The following is a 16627-nucleotide window of genomic DNA, read 5'->3' on the forward strand; positions in this document are numbered from 1 at the left end:
ATCTCTCGCAGAGGTTTAAGGATTTTGCATTGCCGGTACTCGGGCAGCAGATTGGTCTCTTTTGGGGCGAGGTCGGCTTTGGCGATCTTCACCGCGTTCTCGACCCCGCCCTTCGAGGCAGGATCGGCCGGCAGGCATGTCTGTAGCGAGGTCGAGTAGTGCCTGGTGAACGCCACGATCTGGTGGTTCCGGACCGGGATCCCGGCGACGTGCTCGACCGTGACGGTCTTCTCGTTATCGGTCAATACGTAGGTCGGGACCCCGCCGATCAGGCGAAACGTCCGGTCCAGAGCGGCGAACACGCTCGGCATGGTCTTATCCCGCAACGCGATCACGATGCGGAACCGCGAGAAGGCCAGCCAGGCCACGAACAGTACGGTCTTCACTCCGTCAACGACGGGCCCGTCCCCGTAGTCATATTGAAGCCACAGACCCGGCTCAGGAGTCCAGGGGCGGTGCACGCGCACGTTCCGGGCCCCGTATTTCGCCTTCAATTCAGCCAGGGTGGTCCTGGTCGTTCGCTCACACCCGGTGAAGCCCAAAGCCCGGAGCTTCTCATGCACGACATCGCCGCGGATCTTCCCGCGGGACTGCTCCACCCACGAGATCATCTGCGGCAGGAACGGGTCGGTCAGCCGACCGCGTTGCCGGGCCACGGGCGCCTGCGCGCCCTCCTCACGGGCCTTCACATACGAGCGCACCGTGTTGTGTGAAACACCGCAGATCTTCGCAGCATCCCGGTACGACCGGGTCAAATCATAAGCAGCTAAAATTTCCATGAACTCTCCTGGAGACTTCACAACAAGCCCCTTCCTTCCCACAACGGGTGAAATACAGACGATTGGCATCGCCATTTCACCGCGGAAGGAAGGGGCTCTCCCCGTAACGACACGAGGGATGGACAAGGGAATCCCGGCACGCAAGACCACCAAAAGGTGGCCTAGTGGTGTTCAAAAATGCTTGCCGCCGCTGGTCAAACCGCTGCCGCGAACAGTCAGCCAGATTTTCCGTCTCCGGTCAGTTTAAAGTTGCCGCTTACACAGGCGTCTAGGGAAGAGCCAGCACCCTCGTTAACTGTGCAGGAGAACGGCGGCATGGATCTTGACGCTGACCCAGACCTTGCCGCGGGCCGGATATAGGAGCCCGTCCTGGGGACGCAGCAGGAGGACTGTGGCGCCGGGCAGTGGCAACAGCCGGCGATGACGGACCAACAACTTTTCAGGATCATCGCCGACCCCAGAGGGCCGGAAGTGATCACTTCCAGCTTGTCGGATGAAGAACTAGCCCGACTGCTGGATGCCCTTTATCGAAACCTTGATACTTATACGCCGGAACCGTGTGCCATCTTTTGGTACGAAATAGGTGTTGAGGAAAGCCTCCGTCGGGCTCACTGACGGGCATCTCGACGCCGCCCCGGCGTGGGCAAGCGTTCGAATTTTTGCGCCCGTTGGTCGACCCGCCAACGGGCACGCGTTCAAGGCTGCATGCAGTGCTTGCGCTGTCTGGCAGGTTTCGGTTAGCCGTCGAAGTGGGTGTTGGGGATTCCGTGGCCCATGGATTGCACGACAGCGGCGGCTACAGAGTTGAGTTTGATGTTCCGTCCACTGGAGGCGGCTTTCAGGATCGTCATGGCTGTGTCGTGGCTGCACCTGTTCTGTGCCATGACGATCCCGGCAGCCACGTCGATGACGGTGCGGGAACTCATAGCTGCTTTGAGGTGATCACTTGTATCGGTGGCCTTCGCGATCCGTACGGCCATGCGCAAAGCCTTCGACGCCTGGCGTGCCAGCAGTTCGGCTTCTGCAATGTCCTCCGCGGTGAAGTGTCGCGCCGTCGGTGCATAGAGGTTCAGTCCTGCATTAGCGTCCCCGTCGAGGGGGATAGGAATACCCATCGCTGAGAGAACGCCGTGGCCGGCAATGGCTTCCGGGTACTGGCCGAATCTGCTCTCGGTTCGGAAGTCCGTGACCGTGTAGGTTTTCTCTTCGCGGGCGGCTCGCAGGCAGGGCCCGTCGTCGAACTTGTATTGAACTTCATCCATCTTCTGCGCGTGTTCGTTGCTGCTAGCCACAGTCACTTTGGTTCGCGGTCGCAGGAGTGTCACCGCGGCGAGAACCTCAGCGTCAGGGGAAGAAAACCTTTCTGCGGCTAGCTTCGCTAGGTTCGTCAGGAATCCCTCGACGTCATTACTTTCAAGCACCATGTCCTGCAGCATCCCCGGCACAGAGACATCAGTAAAAGCATCGGCAGGGATATCAGCTGAGATATCAGTGCGTGGGTCGTTGTCAGACATACTGTTTCCAGCTTTCGGCGATGCTCACCGTTGCGGCGTCCGGGCTTGTAAGGCCCGCCACCCACCGGTAAGTACCGGATTGCTAGATGATTAGGCTAATCCTAAGCCCCGACGAGCCGATCACTGAAGGCTCCTTCCTTTGGCGGTGAGCACGGCCAGGGAAGTGGACACGTGAAGTCGGCCCCACTCCAATCGAGCAGTCGGACCCGGCTCGGTTGCTGCGTCAATGCCAGCTCGTACGGGTACCAAGAAAGCCTGCCGGTGGGGGACCGACAGGCTTTCCGGGGGTTGACGTTACCGTGAGGCTTTTCGGTAAACGAGTTGATTAGTTCGTAGACGGTCCGCCTTGAAGGTTAGACACGCCGGCCACCAGTGAACTGACGAAGGGACTCTGGACATTCCAGCAGAAGACTTCGGACCAACACTGGTTATTCCCCAGGAAACTCTGTCTCGCAACCGATGACGATGACGGAAGTTGAAGCACCCAGTTGCGATACATAGTTGTAAGAACCGTTTGGCCTCGAAAACCGCTTCCATGCATGCGGAGTGTTCCCAGTGGCTAAGACGCCTCGTAACCCAAGCGATACGCGACAGCTCACGGGTCTGTCATGGAAATATGGCGATCACAGAAAGAGGCCATTTCTTGGATTGGACCAGGGATCCTGCGGGGAGAAGTGCCCCCTACGGGCAGTTCTCCTCCAAGACGCGCCAATAGGCCGTGAACTGAGGGGTTCGTTTTCTTCGATGGGCAGCCGTGAAATCGGAGTCGAGGGCGCCAATGATCTCGGGTAGCTCCCAGCCGTCGATGGCTGCGGCGTCTAGCCCCTTGAACCAGGTCCGCAACCGCTCCAAAACTGGCTGTGTTGCCTGCTCAACAATGTCTTCCACGGTACGGATAAGGTCGCTGAAACGTTCAGCCACGGCTAACGGCATCTGATGGATGACAGAGACACCCAGTACGTCGACCCCTTTCCCCTGGGCATCGAGAATGGCAACAGGCACGGGCATAGCCAGCGTCGATTGTGAGTGCGCGATGGTGGTGTTCCGATAATTCCGAATAACGTCATGTACGGGTTGAAGGTTGGCCGGAATGGCCGGAACCACTGACATCTCGTCGAGTCGGCTTCGGACGTTGGAGTGGATAAAGGGACGGATATATGCCGTGACAGCATGAGAGGTCAGCGGCATCCACAGCTCTGAGTCCTCACCCGCGGTTAGTGCACAGCTCAAGGCGTGCGCGGCTTCCGAGAGGTCACCTGCGTGGCTTGTCAGCTCGACTAACAGTCTTGTGTTGGCCGTGTCGGGCAGAACTGCGATGGGTGGGCAAGGGACCTTCAAGGGTGTGGCTACTCCTTGTCTCCGGATGCTTGTGCGTCCTCTAAGGCTAGAGAACGGCAGGCGTTGGACCGTTGACGTCGCGTCGAAAACGACGAGGAAGTTTGTGCTGACACTCCATGCGTCAAATAGCGCTGTGAAAACGCCGCCATTTATCGCCGCAAATCACAGCTAAAAGACGGGGCTTGGAAAAACTTCGACGAGCCGCTCCTTTGATCTTGATAAAGGATCGGTTATTGAGACAGGAATTGGGAGGATCTGGGCGAGGCGTGGATTTGATCGCTCTTTGGCGGCAACCTGTGAACGTTATATGCCGCGTGCCTTGTTCGACAGGAAATTCCTCAGCTTACGATGGCGTTTCTGGATTTCTTCGGCACGGCATGGTCGGACGGAGCAACGTGAAAGTCCACGACGTCGACGAATTTGTCGGCCGTTAGCCGGGTAGTGCCTCCGAAGAACTTTGAGGTATTCACCTACTGCACGATCACGCTCACTCTCCTGGTGCGACCACTGTCATCCCTGATCGACTGAATCGAACTCCAAAGTTTCCACGAACGGCGATGAGCAACGCCGTCACTGTCGCAGATATCAGCATCACGGCACCCATGACGACGAGCGTGGCCGCAGCACCGAGCAATTCGGTCATCCCGCCGACAAGGGGTCCGCCGATAGTTTGACTCCCAAGAAGTGCGAGGATGAAAATAGACACAATTCGTCCGCGGAACGCTGGGGGAGCAAGCGATTGCAGGAGCGCGTTGGTCGCCGTGATGAAAAGGATGTTGCCGATGCCGACGAGAACCAGGGATGCAGCGAATGCACCGTACCAAGGCAACATTCCGGCGAGCAGCAGGGCGGCTCCGTAGAGCAGCGCGGAGAAGACGACGGTTCTGAGCCGCAGCGTTCGGCGATGCATCGCGAGATAGGCGCCACCGAGCGCACCCGCCGCGGTTAGCGATTGGAAAAGGCCGTAGCCACCCGCGCCAACGTCGTAAACAGTCGCTGCCATCGCGGAGTAGACGATGGCCGTGTTCACCGCGAACAATGCGGCTACGACGACGAGAACGAGCGGCAAGAGCATGTCGGGCCGCCCGAGGGCGAATCGGAGGGCCTCGAGAAGCTGGCCACTTCCGTGGGCTGAAGGCGGTGTTGGATTGAGTTCACGCGTCCTCATGGAGAGGATGCCCGCGACAGCAAGCAGGCATGCGAGTGCATTACATAGGAAGGCCGGCCCACCGCCGACGGACGCTAGAAGAGCACTGCCGACGGCCGGTCCTAGGAGCGCCCCAACCTGAACGGTGGCCGAGTTCAGGGTCAGTGCATTGGCCATATGCTGCTTGCCAACAATCTCGCCTATGAAAGCGAGACGCACCGGCATATCGATGACCGTGGCGAATCCGAGCATGCATGCAGCGACGTAGATGTGGATGGGCATCAGTAGATCAAAAAGAACCAGTAGCCCGAGGGCGGCAGAGAGCACCATCTGCGCGCTCTGCGCGAGAATTAGAAGGCGCCGCTTGTCGAAACGATCCGCGAGCACCCCGCCGTAGAGTCCGAAGACTAGCATCGGGAAGAACTGCAGGGCAACCGTAATTCCGACTGCAAATGCGCTGCCGGTGAGCTCGAGCACAAGCCAGTCCTGAGCGATACGTTGCACCCATGTGGCGGTCGTGCCAGCAAGATTCGCAGCGACGTAGATCCGGAAATTGTGCACGCGGAGCGCGTCGAAGGGGCGATGGCGATCCTGGCCTCTTTGTGTGGGACTTGTCTCCGCCTCGACATTGAGTTCACCGCTTCGAGTATCGTTCTTCGTCATCATGCTACCGAGGCCGCCGTCTTGCGGTTCTGGGTGTGCCTGGTCGGAGCGGTCGTGCTTTTAGTTGCCACCCGAAGAGGTTGCCTCCGGTGACAGTTTTCGGTATCCCGAACGAAGAAGCAGGGGAGGTTTGCCATGAAACACCGATCATTGTTGAATTCCCTGGGCATACGGACACGTAGCGAAAGGTTTGCTCTGACGTCGTGGCGTGCCGATCATCGCAGGTGTTTCGGGTCGTGCTCGGAAGAGGCCGCTTTCAATCAATCTGGACGCCATATTTCAACTTGTACTTCGAGGTATCGACGGTGCGGTAATCGACCATTGCATCCGTGTCAGTGAACTCGTCGGGAACTCTAGGGCCTGGGAAGGAATTTTCCATGCGCTGAAGCGTCGCCCAAGTGAACACATTGTCATAGGCGTCGCCGAAGCTGGCTGGATCGACGTCTGCAAGAGCGAAGTTACTGTCCGAATTTTCTGCGGACGCCACCACCTGCCCGAAGTTGTTTACTACTATTGATCGACCTACGGATGCCATGATCACCCACGTGTTCGAGATCATCGCGTAATTGGTCGCACTCGTCTCGTTCATCTCGTAGAACTCCCACCAGATGTGGGAGTCAAGATGTTCCGCTGGAATTTTCGTCTTATCGAGATTGTATGGGAAGGCGCAGATATGGATGTTCTCGTTCTGGGCCATCATTGGAAATGTCATCTGGGGCTTCCAGTGCTCAGCACAGGAAAGCGAACCGATCCTGCCGAGCGGGGTATCGACTACATTGAGATTCTCATGGTCCGGTGCGTCGGAAAAGAGAAATCGCTCCGGCCCAGATGGCTTGAACTTGCGCCGGCGATCCAGCACGGATCCGTCGGGTCCGATCAGGACCTGCGCAATGAACAAATTTTGCCCTTCACGCTCTGAAAATGACATGGCCACATAGGCCGAGTTCCGTACGCTGACCTGGACAAGGTCGTTCCAGACAGAACTACCGACCTCGATGGAATTGTCGGCATAGATCTGGAAATCCTCAGGAGGGGCGACCGAGTCGGTGTTCGCGAAGCCCGGGAGCCAGAGTTCCGGGAAGACAACGAGTGATGCTCCCGCCGTGACGGCCTCGGTTACAATGCGATTCGCAAGCTGTACCCCGTCATTAACGTTCCACTTAGCCGACTCGGCATTGACTGCAGCGACACGAAAAGGTGTAGTGAAGCTCATGTTTCTCCTTTTGATTTTATGTTCGTAACCCAAACTATCTCCATATGGAACTATATGATGTTCGCGTTTCCAGAATGTGTCACACGGGTCACGCCGCTGTTGCGAGGGTGAAAGTTGCATGCACTTCGAGCCATAGGGTTGCGCGGCCCCAGAGAACGCGCTGCGTCATCCCGTAGGATCGAATTATGTCGCGTCCCGTAGTCATGATCGATCGCTGGGAAGCGATGCTTCTTGGCCCTGACCGGCGGGCATTCCGCGTCGGAATTGTCGCCCCGATGACGGGCAATCTCGGCCTCATGGGGCCGACTATCTTTCACGCCGTCTCGCTTGCCGCCGAAGAACTGAATTACAACCGTTCAGGCGGATTTAGGCGCGTGGAGTTGGTTGTCGTCGATTCTGGGCAGGACGCCCACGCCGTCGTATCGTCAATCATCGACCTTGAGTCCGCAGGAACTGTGGACGCGTTTCTCGGTGTTCACTCGAACGAGAATCTAACGGCCATTCAACGAGCTGGCCGTGCTGCTCCCTACATTTATATTCCGCACCATGAGGGACTACATGGGGAGCCGGGCTTTTATTGCGGCGGTGACTCGTTGGTGAGTTCGGAGTCACATCTGAAGTGGTTCAACTGCTATAGAGGCGTGAGTGAGTGGGCTATCATCGGCACGGACTACGTCGGGCCTCGCGCCGCGCGCAAGGCACAACGCCATGAGATCGAATTTCTTGGCGGCAGGATTCAACATGACGAACTCACGCGACCGGGGTTGACCGCCGGTCAGGCACGTCTTCTCGTTGACCGAGCGCAAGCAAGTGGTGCCCAGGCAGTGATCATGAACGTCATCGGCCGGGACCTCGTAACGTTACTTAAGGCCGCCCGCTCTCTCGGCCACGACCGACGAATAATTCGATACTCCCCTGGTCGGCTCGAGGAAAATACCCTTCTGGCGCTCGGCGGCGACCGTAGCGGCAATCTGTATTCCTCGATGCACTCGTTCAACTCCGTGCATTCAGAGCGAAGGCGGGAGCTGCACCAGCGGCAGATCAAGGCTGTCGGGGACGATGCGCCGGTCTTGACGAGCTGGGGCGAACACGCGTACGACTCGCTGCTCCACCTCGCAGAACTTGACGCCCGCGGAGAGCTGACGACATCCCTGGATCGCTTGAGGGAGGTGCCGGCGGACGACGCCGACGAGCCCTACGCCCACGACTCGCGCGCCCATCTCGCCGTAGCCCGGGGTTTCATGTTCGAGGTCCTCCCCCAGGAAGTCCAAACGACGCAGTCCGGCCGTGCTTGATAAGGGAAGCGTGGGGGCAGGGCGCGGTATCACGTGCCCCCCACCCCCTCAGAGCACGGCGTAGTCGATTTTCGTCAGACCGCTATAGAAGGAGTGTGGCTCCTTCGGTCCTGGGTAGCTACTGATCATCTGCTGCAGGACTCCCCAGGAGTGGTAGTTCGTTTCTCCCTCGGCCGCTGGCGGGAATTCGGTTGGGTCGATACGAGCGACTGCGTAGTTGCTGTCGGAGTTGTCGGCCCTGGCGACAACACGACCCCTCGCGTCGACGATCAGCAACCGCCCGATTGAAGCCATGACGACCCAGCTGCCGGAGACTATTGAGTAGTAGGCGGCGCAGGTTTCATTCATCTCGTAGCGGAGCCACCATGCGTGGTCATCGTTCGACCAGTCGTAGCCGTCGGGCTCGACCCGATTGTAGGGGAAGGCGCAGATGTGGATGTTCTCGTTCTGCGCCATGAGTGGGAACGTCATCTGAGGTTTGAAATGCTCGCCGCATGAGAGTGCTCCGATGCGTCCCAGAGGAGTGGTTATGACTTCGAGGTTCTCATGGTCGGGCATGTCAGAGAAGAAACGACGTTCACCTCCCGACGGTTTGAACTTCCGGCGGAGGCTGAGTGCCGTTCCGTCCGGGCCGACGAGAACCTGTGCCATGTGGAGGTTGCTGCCCAGCCGCTCTGCAAACGACATTGAGAAGTGCAGTCGATGTTCCGCGCCGAGGCGGAGCAGCGCAAGCCAGTTGTCGTCACCGACCTCGATCGCATTGTCGACGTAGTCCATGAAGTTCTTCGGCGGAGGGACCGAGTCGTCGTTTACGAAGCCCGGGAGCCACAGCTCCGGAAAGACGACGAGCGCGATGTGGTCTGCCGCCGCTTGGGCGAGGATAGTTCCTGCGAGCTCGATTCCCGCGGTGAGGTTCCAGTCAGGCGCGGATTTCGCGTTTACCGCTGCCACGTTGAAGGCCGCGTCCAGGAGTTGTTCGGTGGTCATTGTTTAGGTATCTCCATTCGATTTTTGGTTTCTCGTCTCGCGACAGAAGCGCGGGCGATGGGCCGATGCAGTCATCCGACGACTGACCGAGCGCGCCTCTCCCGTCGTTCGTCCTGCAGGACGGGGTCGGCGATTGGTGAGGAGAGGAGGAGTCGCTGTGTGTAGGGATGTTCGGGGTCAGACGTGACGGTGTCACCATCTCCCCATTCGACGATCTCTCCTCGGTACATCACGGCGACCCGATGACTGAGATGCCGTACGACAGCGAGGTCGTGCGAGATGAAGAGGTAGGCCACTCCGGTGCGCTCTTGAATCTCGATGAGGAGGTCCGTCACGCGGGCCTGGGTGGAAAGATCGAGTGCGGATACCGGCTCGTCGCAGACGATCAGTTTCGGCTCCAGGGCTAGCGATCGGGCGATCGCTATGCGCTGGCGCTGGCCCCCGGAGAATTCGCGCGGCAACCGGTGAGCAGCGTTTGATGGCAGACCGACGCTGTCGAGAAGGTCTCGGACCCTCTTGGAGGCCTCCGCCGTCGGCATTCGGCGCGCGGTGAGCGGCTCGGTGAGGATCCGCTCAATCGTCATCGCGGGATTGAGCGACGTGTACGGGTCTTGGAACACTACTTGGATCTCGTCCGAGAGCTCCCGCCGTTCGTGGCGGCTGAGGTGAGTGATGTCTCGGCCGCGGTAGTTGATGCGTCCGCCTGACACCGGGGCAAGGCCCAGTACCGTCCGTCCCAGAGTCGTCTTGCCGGATCCAGATTCACCGACCAGGCCGACCGTTTCCCCCGGTCGGATGTCTAGGCTCACCCCGTTCAGTGCGATGAACGGCTGCTTTCTCATGCCTTTGACCGGATACTGCACTTGGACATTGCACATGTCGAGGATCGGTTCAGTCATCGCAGCACTCCTTCGGTCGCGGTAGCCAACGTGGGTGGCTGCCATGCACCGCGTGAATGCTCTTCATCGAGGATCGCCCCGAATAGATCTCGGGTGTAGGCGTGCTGTGGAGAAGCGAAGACGGAACGGACGGGTCCGGTTTCGACTATCCGACCCGAGCGCATAACTGAGAGACGATCGCAGAGGTCGGCCACGACACCGAAGTTATGCGTAACGATCAGGACGCCCATATCGAACTCCTCACGAAGGTCACGGAGCAGATCTAGCACCTCGGCCTGTACAGTGACGTCGAGTGCTGTCGTCGGCTCGTCTGCTATCAGGAGGTCGGGTTTGCATGACACGGCGCCGGCGATGAGGACGCGCTGCGCCATACCACCCGATATCTCGTGGGGGTATGCGGCGAAAGTACGGTCTGGATGAGGAATCCCGACGCGAGCGAGGAGTGCTAGCACTCGTTGTTTTGCCTCGTTCTTGGTGATACCGAGAGCGGTACGCATCGGCTCCACCAACTGGCTGCCGATCGTGAACGAGGGGTCGAGGTTGGACATCGGTTCCTGGGGAATGTAACCGATCCGCCGCCCCCTTATCGCGGTCAGCTGCTTCTCATCGGCTCGAGCGAGATCGACGCCGTCGAAGACTATCGCACCTCCGATAACGCGGCCTGCGGCCGGGAGGAGGCCGAGGATTGACCATGCCGTCTGCGTTTTACCCGACCCCGACTCTCCGATTAGCCCGTGTACTTCACCCCGCCGGATCGTGAGTGACACGTCGTGGACGACCGTCTTCGTCGAGGCGTCCTGCTGGTTATAGCCCACCGAAAGGTCGCAGACGCGCAGGATCTCCGGCCCGAACTCGCTCCCGCTTCGAGACGTGGCGGAGTTATCGGATTCAGGGTGCCGGACGATCGGCGTCGAAGTTTTGGGGACATCCAGGGACGCTGCGGCAGCGTTTCGGATGCCTTGACGCCGAGGAGCTCCCGCACCGGTTCGTTCGAGTTCGTCGCGGGTGGCATTGGCCAAGAGGGTGAGGGCGACAGTTGCGATTACGATCGCAAGGCTCGGCCAGAGGGTGAGCAGCGGGGCTCGGTAGATATTGGTGAAGCCCTCATTGAGCAGTCCACCCCACGTTGGGATGGTCATATCACCCACGCCTACGAGTTCGAGACCGGCCTGGACCGAGATGGCGATGCCAGCGATCATCGCGGACTGAATGATGACTGGAGCTCGGACGACGGTGAGGATGTGTCGGGTGATGATTCTCAGGTCCGAGAGGCCTGCGACGCGGGCTGCGTCGACGTACAGTTCGTTGCGCACCGCCGCTACGGAGGCGTACACGAGGCGGTGAAAGGACGGTGCCATGATCGCTCCGAAGATCGCCATCAAGATCCACATCGAGGATCCGAGGACGCTGCGCGCGGCGAGAAGGACGACTACGCCGGGGAGGGCCATTACCAATCCGCTGACCCAGGACGACACCGAGTCGAACCAGCCTCGGGCGTATCCCGCGATGAGTCCGCTGGTAACTCCGATGCTCATCGCGATCGCGACGGAAAGTGCGGCTCCGGCCAGGCTGAAACGTGTTCCGTGGAGCAATCGTGCGAGAACGTCGCGTCCGGCGCTGTCTGCGCCGAGCGGGTGAGCCGCGGAATTCGGCGCCAGCCCGTCGTATGCCGACGCCGCATTCGGATCTGTGGAGGTGAGCAGTCCCGCGAGGACGCCCGCCAGGACGAGGGAGAAGAGAACGAAGACCGAGGCGGCCCAAGAAGGATTGGTCAGCAATCTGATGAAGAGGTGGCGGCGGACCGCTCCCACGGTATCGGGGACCATCGGCAGGGCGGTGTGAACGGAAGCGGTCATGACAGTCGCACTTTCGGGTTGAGCCAGGCTTGAAGGAGGTCGATGAGCAGGTTGACGACGACGACGATGATCGCCGTGGCTAGCACGAGGCCCATCACGAGGGGGGTGTCGCCCTTAGTGGTCGACGAGACGGCAACTTGGCCGAGGCCGGGAATCGCGAAGATCTGCTCGATGATCACGGCTCCGCCGAGCAATCCGATGAACTGCAGCGCCAGAACCGACAAGGCTGGGCCACCCGCGTTACGCAGGACGTGCTTGAAGACGACCCGATTCATGGAGAGGCCCCGGCTGCGGAGGGTTCGTACGTAGTCGCGCTCGAGGGCGTCGATCACGGAGCTGCGCACTTGTTGCGCGACGCCGGCGATGCCGGCGATCGACAGTGCGATAACGGGAAGGGTGACCGTCGAGGCCCATTTGACAGGGGAATCAGCCAGAGGTATATAACCCGTCGGTTTGAACCACCCGAGGTTGATCGCGAACACCACGACGAGCGCAAGTGCGACGAGGAAGCCGGGAACGGCGAATCCGAGGAATGAGATCGCCTGGACAGCTCGGTCGATCCATCCTCGCCGGAGCGCGGCCGTTACGCCGAGAAGTACCGCGGCGACAGCGGTGATGACGGTGGCCCCGACAATTATCGAGAGGGTGACCGCGATGCGGGAACCGATAGAGGTCGAGACGTGCTCGCCAGTGAACCAGGAAATTCCGAGGTCGCCGGTAACTGCGTGGCTTAGCCAGTCCACGTACTGATCCCACAGCGGGCGGTCGAGACCTAGCTGCGAGGCTTTCGTTTCCACTGTCGCCTGAGGTGCGGTCGGTCCGAGGATGCGTCGAGCGACGTCATCACCGCCCGCGAAAAGGAGGGAGAACGCGACGAGCGAGATGGCTGCCAAGAGAACGACGCCTGAGGCGATACGTTTGGCTATGAAGAAGAGCACAGGGAGTCCTTTGCGCAGGTGACGGGTGAGGCGCCGCGCAGTGATGCCCGGCGCCTCAGACCATTAGGCGGGAATGAAATTCCAGAGGTACGGGAACGAGTTGCCTACCTGCGTGGTCACTGACGTGGTCTCGTCCGTGGCGATGAAGTAGACCGAGCGATACCACGGGGCGAACCACGCCTGTTCGACGACGTGGGCGTTCAGCTCTCGGAGAGCGGTCGCATACTCGTCGCCGGTTGCGTCGTGGATCCGTGACGTCAGCGCATCAACCTGCGGGTCCCGGGTATGGAAGGGATTGAAGGTGCCGTCCGCAGCGATCTGTAGGCCGATCAGGGCCCAGTCCTGGTCTTGCTGCAGGTTGAGGAAGCCGGCCGACACCTTGGCGTTGATCAGTTCACCGACGTAAGAAGCACCGTCGCCGGCATCGGTGTAGTTGACTGTGATCCCGATCTGTCCGAGCTGCTCTTGGATCAGGCTGTACACGGTCGTGCCTAGAACTGCAGTCGTCGGCAGATTGATCGTGAACCCGTCGGCATAGCCTGCTTCGGCCATAAGTTCTTTTGCTTTGCCGAGGTCGTAGGGGTAGCGGTCATCCAATGTCGAGTCGAAACCAACTGAGGTCTCCGGAATTACTTGCGTGGTCGCGGTGCCGTATCCGACTCCGACGGCCTGAATCATCGCATCCTTGTCGAAGGCATGGTTGATGGCCTGACGGACACGGACATCACCGAGCGCGGGCGTGAGCGATCCGGCACGATCAAGGAGCAGGAGGCCAGCCCAGCTCGGCTCGAAGGAGTTCAGCGTGAAACCAGACGCCTCGATTTCGTGGGCGACGTTGTTGTTGTTGAAGTTCGCGGCGTTGACCTGTCCACCCTTAATCGCGTTGAGCAGCGCGGTCGTGTCGCCGTAGACGTTGATGGTGATCGCGTCGTAATGCACGCTCTCAGGGTTCCAGTACTCCGCCTTTTTCTCGAAGACGTAGGACGTACCGACTACGGTCTTAGCCGTGTCCAGGACGTATGGTCCTGAGCCGACTGGGTTGGTTTGCAGATCGGTGTTCTCAAACGCTGCGGGGCTCTGGACAAGACCCGCTGCCATTGTCAAGTAAGTCAGAAGCGCGGGATTGGAGTCTGACAACGTGAGTACAACGGTGTTCGGGCCAGTGGTAGTCACATCAGTGACAGTGGCCAAGTATGCGCTTAAGGAGCCGGCCGAATCGCGGAATCGGAGGAGGTTCTGCGCGACGGCATCAGCGTCGAGAGCCGTGCCGTCCGTAAACTCGACTCCATCACGGATCGTCAATGTTAGGACGGTGTTGTCTTCGTTGTACTCCCATGCCGTTGCGAGGCCCTCGACAATGCTCCCATTAGGATCAGCGCGGAGGATCGTGTCATAAACGGCCTGAAGATAGGGCGCCTGGTCGCCCCACCCCGCCTCGGCCGTGGAGAATGTCGTTACCGGGATGTTGAGTCCAAGCGTGAGGCTGGTCTCGTTTTCGGCGCCGGCAGACGAGCCGGAGCATCCAGCTAGTCCTGATATTAGACCGGCGGTTAGCACGACGGCGGTGAATTTCTTCCAGAGTGGCATGCTGTTGTCTCTCGATAGGCCGCTCGCGCGGTGGATCATGTCAAGGCGGGCGTAAGTATTCCTGCGCAAACCGAAGCTCGTCGTTCTCAAAGGTCGCGGTCTCGATAGAGTTGGCCGCAGGCACGACTGCGCCATTCCGTATTGCCCGGTGTTCAGATTCTTTGATGCCGTGAACCATGGCGGGCGCATGAATTACTTTCATGTGGAAGCATATGGGGGCCTCATATCTCGGCCGTTTCGACTGTGTTTCGAGTACGTTAAGCCAGCTCGGATTGGGCTTCTGGCGACCACTGCTCCCTTACGCACAGGGGCTTCTTTAGCGAAGCCCCGGACATCCGCTGCCCGGTATCCAAACGTCCCGTCTGGGCCAGAGGCGCTGGTCCCTCGGCACTCAAGCGCCCTATTGCAGGAAAATCGCCAAGGTACTACCAGATGGGAGGGATCAGATCCTGTATTGTGGTGTAACGGGCGCATAGGTGTCGTGCAAATGGAGGGGTAGAGCAACCTTTGGTGGATCTTTTGGAGCGAGAGAATGTGGAGCGTTTGGAGTCGATTGCCAACTCGCTGAACGCTGCCCACGCCTTGGAACACGAGATGAACCAGATCCTCGCGGAGGACGGCCTGCGCCTTAACCTTTGGCGGATAATGCATGCTCTAGCGACAACCCCCGGGATGTTAATGGGAGAACTCGCATCGAGACTCACAATCCCTGCTGCCACGGTGAGCCGGCTCATAGATGAACTCACCGACGGAGCGATCGTGTTTCGCCGCCCCGCGCCGGATGACAGACGAAAAGCTGTCGTCTATCTCTCGCGAGCGGGTTACGAACGTCTCGAAAGAGCCTCCGCACTGTTTGCCCCTCGACTGGCGCATCTCAGTTCCGTAATGCCATCCGCTGTCTGACCGCTGTTCGGGGAGCCCGTCATCGATCAGGTTCGATTAACTCGCGGAGACCACGGTAGTGATCGGTTGAGTTTTTTTGAAAGGGGACGAGTCGGCGTAGATTCGATTCAACCGTCTACCGTCAAGTTGGCCTGTTCTCGCCGCCGTTCGTTCCCCTGGCCAAGCCCATCGCATCTACGCACGCCTTCTGGCACAACAACATGGTCCCTATTGAATGGCCCCACAGCTACACCGGCGTGGAGCTTGGCGGTAAGTGACGCGTTTTGTGATCGATCGATGGCCTCCGTGCCAGGCGGCGGTTCATTCGATGGGTTCGAAATACCGAGGTTTCGAGAACCGAGTTGGGATTGTTAGCGGGGAAAATTCGGGTCGTCTCTGAACCACAAGGTGATATTTAGTGTTGCAGAAACGTCGCCGCTTACTGTTGCGGTTCACATGACGCATCCTCGGACGTATCTCAGCAAGGGATCCATAGATGAGACAGAGAACTGCCCGGACAGCACTACTGCGGAAGGGCGTTACTCATCCCAGGTCAGAAACGACGGTTTTTGCTTACTCGTCGCCCAGCCATGCATCAGGGTTCTGAGCCATGTCCACCAAACCTTCGGCGTATTCTTCCGCGGCCTTGCACATGCCTTTCAGGCGGTTGTCGAGAGGCCCCCACGGTCGAGAAGGTTGCCCTGTGCTGGGATGAGGAGAAAGTTCGAGTCCTTGAACGTCGATCCCTAATACGACGTTCAAGCTGAGCATCTGCGGGCTCAACTCTTCTGGGCTGACTTTGGTGAAGGTCACGACAACGCCGTCTTCGCCGACCGGCCCTTCCTTCACCGCCAAATTGTGAATCGCTTCCTTGTCGTAGGTTCCCTTTACCTCCTCCAGCCACATGCACAGTTCATGAGGGGAACGGTGGCGGTCCAGCCGCGCGAGGTCGTGCAGGATACGCAGACAGTTCCACTCGGGCCATTCTGCTTGGAATGGCTGGATCCGGTGAAGTGCCGCGATTAGGTGCGGCGACAAGTGCTCTAGACGCTTCTTGTTCTCCCTCCATTCTTTGGGCGTAAGGGCTATTGGCCACTGAAGCTTCGTCCCGCCTGGGGGTGGATTCATACCTGAATCGATGATCGCAACAGCGTATAAACAGTTGTCCAGGCCGGCGCGGAGATTTTGAAGCGCCTCCCCAAGAAGAATCGGTAGCTCAATGGGGATAGGTTCACGACGGACTGCGCGTAGGTTGCCTTGCCCTAGCTCGTTTAGGTCCGCTGCGAGGTCGGCAGGACGTCTTCCAATGTATTCATCCACGACTTCAGCAAATTCCTTGATGTTCTCGTGGGCGCGTTTGATACGGGCCCTCGACATATCGAGCTCACGTATCAAAGTCATTTGTTCCACAAAGGAAGGAGGCGGCCGCCGTGGTCTGTGTTTGCGAGGGTTCTCAATGGATCACGTATCCTTCTAGGGCTGAGTTACAAGTTGTACGGGGGCACCCTGGTGGTGCTGTGGCGCGATGC

The 16627-nt window shown here is 59.3% G+C and carries 13 protein-coding genes and 1 pseudogene; 2 read left to right on the top strand and 12 right to left on the bottom strand.

Annotated features, from left to right (window positions below; all coding sequences use genetic code 11):
• Positions 1–35 precede the first annotated feature (35 nt).
• From ACFVYC_RS09225 to ACFVYC_RS09250, 6 genes and pseudogenes are all read right to left on the bottom strand, one after another.
• A pseudogene (locus ACFVYC_RS09225) lies at positions 36–800 on the bottom strand (DDE-type integrase/transposase/recombinase); the annotation flags it as partial.
• 270 nt (positions 801–1070) lie between these two features.
• The gene (locus ACFVYC_RS09230; protein WP_387549200.1) at positions 1071–1214 is read right to left on the bottom strand and encodes a hypothetical protein; all 144 of its coding nucleotides are present in this window, start codon (positions 1212–1214) and stop codon (positions 1071–1073) included.
• 302 nt (positions 1215–1516) lie between these two features.
• Positions 1517–2293, bottom strand: coding sequence for an ANTAR domain-containing protein (locus tag ACFVYC_RS09235; protein WP_387549202.1), 777 nt, complete (start codon positions 2291–2293; stop codon positions 1517–1519).
• A gap of 681 nt (positions 2294–2974) precedes the next feature.
• Positions 2975–3481 carry a hypothetical protein gene (locus ACFVYC_RS09240; protein ID WP_387549204.1) on the bottom strand — a complete coding sequence of 169 codons (507 nt, stop codon included), beginning with the start codon at positions 3479–3481 and terminating at the stop codon, positions 2975–2977.
• A gap of 637 nt (positions 3482–4118) precedes the next feature.
• Positions 4119–5444: an MFS transporter gene (locus tag ACFVYC_RS09245; protein WP_387549205.1), complete on the bottom strand. Its 1326-nt coding sequence runs from the start codon at positions 5442–5444 to the stop codon at positions 4119–4121.
• A gap of 253 nt (positions 5445–5697) precedes the next feature.
• Positions 5698–6654, bottom strand: coding sequence for a nitrilase-related carbon-nitrogen hydrolase (locus ACFVYC_RS09250; protein ID WP_387549207.1), 957 nt, complete (start codon positions 6652–6654; stop codon positions 5698–5700).
• A 185-nt stretch (positions 6655–6839) separates the two neighbouring features.
• On the opposite strand from ACFVYC_RS09250, the gene ACFVYC_RS09255 reads away from it, so the two are divergent.
• Complete coding sequence (locus ACFVYC_RS09255) at positions 6840–7949, top strand: ABC transporter substrate-binding protein (RefSeq protein ID WP_387549209.1); 1110 nt, start codon at positions 6840–6842, stop codon at positions 7947–7949.
• Between the two features lie 48 nt (positions 7950–7997).
• Here ACFVYC_RS09255 and ACFVYC_RS09260 read toward each other — a convergent pair whose 3' ends face one another.
• From ACFVYC_RS09260 to ACFVYC_RS09280, 5 genes are all read right to left on the bottom strand, one after another.
• Positions 7998–8936: a nitrilase-related carbon-nitrogen hydrolase gene (locus ACFVYC_RS09260; RefSeq protein WP_387549211.1), complete on the bottom strand. Its 939-nt coding sequence runs from the start codon at positions 8934–8936 to the stop codon at positions 7998–8000.
• A 71-nt stretch (positions 8937–9007) separates the two neighbouring features.
• The gene (locus ACFVYC_RS09265; RefSeq protein ID WP_387549213.1) at positions 9008–9835 is read right to left on the bottom strand and encodes an ATP-binding cassette domain-containing protein; all 828 of its coding nucleotides are present in this window, start codon (positions 9833–9835) and stop codon (positions 9008–9010) included.
• Positions 9832–11691, bottom strand: a complete 1860-nt coding sequence (locus tag ACFVYC_RS09270) for a dipeptide/oligopeptide/nickel ABC transporter permease/ATP-binding protein (RefSeq protein ID WP_387549215.1) — start codon at positions 11689–11691, stop codon at positions 9832–9834. The genes ACFVYC_RS09265 and ACFVYC_RS09270 overlap by 4 nt, the downstream gene beginning before the upstream one ends.
• Positions 11688–12629, bottom strand: a complete 942-nt coding sequence (locus ACFVYC_RS09275) for an ABC transporter permease (protein ID WP_387549217.1) — start codon at positions 12627–12629, stop codon at positions 11688–11690. The genes ACFVYC_RS09270 and ACFVYC_RS09275 overlap by 4 nt, the downstream gene beginning before the upstream one ends.
• Positions 12630–12692: 63 nt before the next feature.
• Positions 12693–14216, bottom strand: coding sequence for an ABC transporter substrate-binding protein (locus ACFVYC_RS09280; protein WP_387549219.1), 1524 nt, complete (start codon positions 14214–14216; stop codon positions 12693–12695).
• A 510-nt stretch (positions 14217–14726) separates the two neighbouring features.
• Here ACFVYC_RS09280 and ACFVYC_RS09285 point away from each other — a divergent pair.
• Complete coding sequence (locus tag ACFVYC_RS09285; RefSeq protein WP_387549221.1) at positions 14727–15119, top strand: MarR family winged helix-turn-helix transcriptional regulator; 393 nt, start codon at positions 14727–14729, stop codon at positions 15117–15119.
• 552 nt (positions 15120–15671) lie between these two features.
• Here ACFVYC_RS09285 and ACFVYC_RS09290 read toward each other — a convergent pair.
• Positions 15672–16508, bottom strand: coding sequence for a hypothetical protein (locus ACFVYC_RS09290; protein WP_387549223.1), 837 nt, complete (start codon positions 16506–16508; stop codon positions 15672–15674).
• Between the last annotated feature and the right edge of the window lie 119 nt (positions 16509–16627).

Origin of the sequence: Pseudarthrobacter sp. NPDC058329, assembly GCF_042879835.1 — a bacterium.
Lineage (GTDB): Bacteria > Actinomycetota > Actinomycetes > Actinomycetales > Micrococcaceae > Arthrobacter.